General features: G+C 42.5%; 3 protein-coding genes. All 3 read left to right on the forward strand.

What is annotated here, in order from left to right; all coding sequences use genetic code 11:
• Positions 1-215 (forward strand): DUF496 family protein (locus KH943_RS09270; RefSeq protein WP_304110323.1); only part of this gene is annotated, 215 nt, incomplete at its 5' end.
• Positions 216-431: 216 nt separating this feature from the next.
• On the forward strand, positions 432-2429 hold the full coding sequence (gene tkt, locus KH943_RS09275) for a transketolase (protein ID WP_304110325.1): 1998 nt from the start codon (positions 432-434) through the stop codon (positions 2427-2429).
• Positions 2430-2645: 216 nt separating this feature from the next.
• Positions 2646-4558: excinuclease ABC subunit UvrB (gene uvrB, locus KH943_RS09280; RefSeq protein WP_304110324.1), on the forward strand; the 1913-nt coding region annotated here is incomplete at its 3' end.

The raw sequence follows: 4558 nt of genomic DNA on the forward strand, positions 1-4558 counted from the left end.
ACCAAAAACGTGTATTATTGCTTGATAACTTATCACAATATATCACCGATGAAATGAGCGTAGCGGAAATTCGTGCGATTATTGCCAATATGCGTGATGACTACGAAAACCGTGTGGACGACTATATGATCCGCAATGCAGAACTGTCAAAACAACGACGAGAAATTCGCCAGAAAATGGCAGCACATAAACATGCTCCCGTAGAGAAAGTATAGTCAATAAGAGTATATCCTTAATATGTAATAATTGCATAAAATCTCCATTCATAAAATGGGGATTTTTTCTATATACCTTAATGTATAATATGCAGAATTTATGTGAATTAGATCACAAAAAGTAGATGATTTTTTTGAGTTTTGAAATAAACTTGATTACAATCACGAATAATCAAAAATAATCTTAATTTAATCAAAATGAACGGGAGAATGATGATGGCTGAGCGTAAAGTTTTAGCAAATGCGATTCGTGTATTAAGTATGGACGCCGTCCAAAAAGCTAATTCTGGTCACCCTGGTGCACCAATGGGTATGGCTGATATTGCAGAAGTGTTATGGCGTGATTTTTTAAAGCATAATCCAAACAATCCAAAATGGGCTGATCGCGACCGCTTTGTGCTGTCAAATGGTCACGGTTCAATGTTAATTTATAGCCTTTTACACTTAACAGGCTATGACCTTTCTATTGAAGATTTAAAACAATTCCGTCAATTACATTCAAAAACGCCAGGTCACCCAGAATATGGCTATGCACCAGGTGTTGAAACTACCACAGGTCCGCTTGGTCAAGGGATTACCAATGCGGTAGGTATGGCGATTGCAGAGAAAACTTTAGCAGCACAATTTAACCGTGAAGGTCACGAAATTGTGAATCACTATACTTACGCATTTTTAGGTGATGGCTGCTTAATGGAAGGTGTTTCTCACGAAGCATGTTCATTAGCAGGTACGCTTGGTTTAGGCAAATTGATTGCGTTCTATGATGACAATAATATCTCTATTGATGGTCATGTAGATGGCTGGTTTAGCGATGACACAGCACAACGTTTCGAAGCGTATGGCTGGCAAGTAATCCGTAATGTTGATGGTCACGATCCTGAGCAAATTAAATTTGCGATTGAAAATGCACAAGCCGAGAAAGAACGTCCAACATTAATTATCTGTAAAACCATTATCGGTTACGGTTCACCAAATAAATGTAACTCGCACGACTGCCACGGAGCACCATTAGGTGAAGCAGAAATTAAAGCAGCACGCGAATTTTTAAACTGGGAATATGAGCCGTTTGTCATTCCAGCAGACATTTATGCAGCGTGGGATGCAAAAGCAAAAGGTGCTGAAGAAGAACAATCTTGGGATGCAAAATTCACAGCATATTCAACCGCTTATCCAGAATTGGCAACAGAATTTAAACGCCGTATGAGTGGTGAATTACCAGCAAATTGGGAAGCAGAAAGCCAAGCATTTATCGAAAAATTACAGGCAAATCCTGCAAACATTGCAAGCCGTAAAGCCTCACAAAATGCGATTGAAGCTTACGCTCACGTGTTACCAGAGTTTTTAGGTGGTTCGGCAGATTTAGCTAGCTCAAACTTAACGTTATGGTCTGGCTCTAAACCTATTCGTGCAGATCACAACGTAGATGGTAACTACATCAACTACGGCGTACGTGAGTTTGGTATGTCTGCGATTATGAATGGTATTGCTTTACACGGTGGTTTCATTCCTTACGGGGCGACTTTCTTAATGTTCTATGAGTATGCTCACAACGCTGTGCGTATGGCAGCATTGATGAAACAACGCGTGTTATTCGTTTATACGCACGACTCAATCGGTTTAGGTGAAGATGGTCCAACTCACCAACCAGTTGAGCAGACTGCGGCATTACGCTACATTCCAAATCTTGAAACGTGGCGTCCAGCTGACCAAGTAGAATCTGCAATTGCGTGGAAAGCTGCCGTTGAACGTCATGATGGCCCAAGTGCGTTAATATTCACTCGTCAAAATCTTCAACAACAAAATCGCACTGCAGAGCAATTAGCGAATGTAGCACGTGGTGGTTATGTGTTAAAAGATGCAGCAGGTACGCCAGATTTAATCCTAATCGCAACAGGTTCTGAAGTTGAATTAGCGGTGAAAGCGGCGGAAGTGTTAGAAGCTGAAGGTAAAAAAGTACGCGTGGTTTCAATGCCAAGCACCAACGTGTTTGATAAGCAAAATGATGCTTACCGTGAATCGGTATTACCTCGTTCAGTGACTAAACGTGTAGCAATCGAAGCTCAATTATCAGATTTCTGGTATAAATATGTTGGCTTTGAAGGACGTATCGTAGGTATGAATAGCTTTGGTGAATCTGCCCCTGCAGGTGAATTGTTCAAACTATTTGGCTTCACTGTTGAAAATGTAGTAGCGAAAGCGAAAGAGATTTTATAATCGCATAATAATTAAAAAGCTGGTGAGAGTATGGTTCCTCACCAGCTTTTTTTATCTTATCATTTTTTATTTTAAGCGGCTTTGTTTGTCGTCTACAATATTTATTGTAGCTTAAGCGAAAAAGATTTATCTATTATTGCCCTGAAATCTCAATAAATTGACCGCTTGATTATGATAAGATACCTCACATTTTTACAGTATTAAAAAAGGAAAAGTATGAGCAAACAAGGCAAACCTTTTATTCTGCATAGTCCATTCAAACCCTCTGGCGATCAGCCTTCGGCGATTGCCAAATTAACCGAAGGGCTAAATGATGGCTTAGCACATCAAACCCTGTTAGGGGTAACAGGTTCGGGTAAAACCTTTACCATTGCCAACGTGATTGCCCAGTTGAACCGCCCCGCAATGTTACTTGCACCGAATAAAACCCTTGCCGCTCAACTTTATGCGGAAATGAAAGCCTTTTTCCCCGAAAATGCGGTGGAATATTTCGTTTCTTACTACGATTATTACCAGCCAGAAGCCTATGTGCCGAGTAGTGATACCTTTATTGAGAAAGATGCTTCGATCAACGAACAGATCGAGCAGATGCGACTTTCTGCTACTAAATCTTTCCTTGAACGTCGCGATACTATTGTAGTGGCTTCCGTTTCCGCTATTTACGGCTTGGGAGATGTAGGGGCTTATATGCAAATGATGTTGCATCTGCAAGTAGGCGATATTATCGACCAACGTACCATTCTTTCCCGCCTCGCTGAGTTGCAATATACCCGCAATGACCAAGCGTTCCAGCGTTCTACCTTCCGTGTGCGCGGTGAGGTGATTGATATTTTCCCTGCGGAATCAGACGAAGTCGCTTTACGCGTGGAGCTGTTTGACGACGAGATTGAAAATCTTTCCCTGTTCGATCCGCTCACGGGGCATAGTTTAGGTCGTGTGCCGCGTTACACCATCTACCCGAAAACGCACTATGTAACGCCTCGAGAACGCATTTTAGAAGCAATTGAGCAGATCAAAGAAGAGTTAGTGGAACGTCGTGAATACTTCATCAAAGAGAATAAATTGCTGGAAGAGCAGCGCATTACCCAGCGCACCCAGTTTGATATCGAAATGATGAATGAACTCGGTTATTGCTCGGGTATTGAAAACTACTCCCGCTATCTCTCGGGTAGAAAAGAGGGCGAACCACCACCAACCTTATTTGATTATATGCCAGCAGATGGTATTTTGGTGATTGATGAATCGCACGTTACTGTGCCACAAATTGGCGGTATGTATCGTGGCGACCGAGCACGAAAAGAAACGCTCGTGCAATACGGTTTTCGTCTACCTTCAGCACTGGATAACCGCCCGCTCAAATTTGAAGAGTTTGAACAGCTCTCTCCACAAACTATTTATGTTTCTGCGACTCCTGGGGCTTATGAATTAGAGAAAAATCCTGATGTGGTGGATCAAGTGGTACGCCCAACGGGCTTGCTTGATCCGATCATCGAAGTACGCCCAGTAGCAACCCAAGTAGACGATTTACTTTCCGAAATTCATAAGCGAGTGGCAGTGGAGGAGCGAGTTTTGGTTACCACACTCACCAAAAAAATGGCAGAAGATTTAACCGATTATTTGGACGAACACGGCGTACGTGTGCGTTATTTGCATAGCGACATCGACACCGTCGAGCGGGTGGAAATTATCCACGATTTGCGAATGGGGATGTTCGATGTGCTAGTTGGGATCAACTTATTACGAGAAGGCTTGGATATGCCAGAAGTCTCGCTGGTGGCGATTTTAGATGCTGACAAAGAGGGCTTCTTGCGTTCCGAACGTTCGCTTATCCAAACCATCGGACGTGCCGCACGTAACCTCAACGGCAAGGCGATTCTTTACGGTGATCGCATCACCAATTCAATGCAAAAAGCGATTACCGAAACCGAACGCCGCCGAGAGAAACAGATGAAATACAACGAAGAGCGTGGCATCATCCCACAAGCGTTAAACAAAAAAGTGGGCGAATTGCTCGACATTGGTCAAACTGATAAACCAAAACGTGGCAAAAAATCTGCAAAAGTTTCCGAAAATTCCACCGCTTCCTACACACCAAAATCGCGTAAGGAATTGGAAAAAGAACTTAAACA

This window comes from Haemophilus parahaemolyticus (assembly GCF_018373095.1).
Taxonomy (GTDB): Bacteria; Pseudomonadota; Gammaproteobacteria; order Enterobacterales; family Pasteurellaceae; genus Haemophilus_A; species Haemophilus_A parahaemolyticus_A.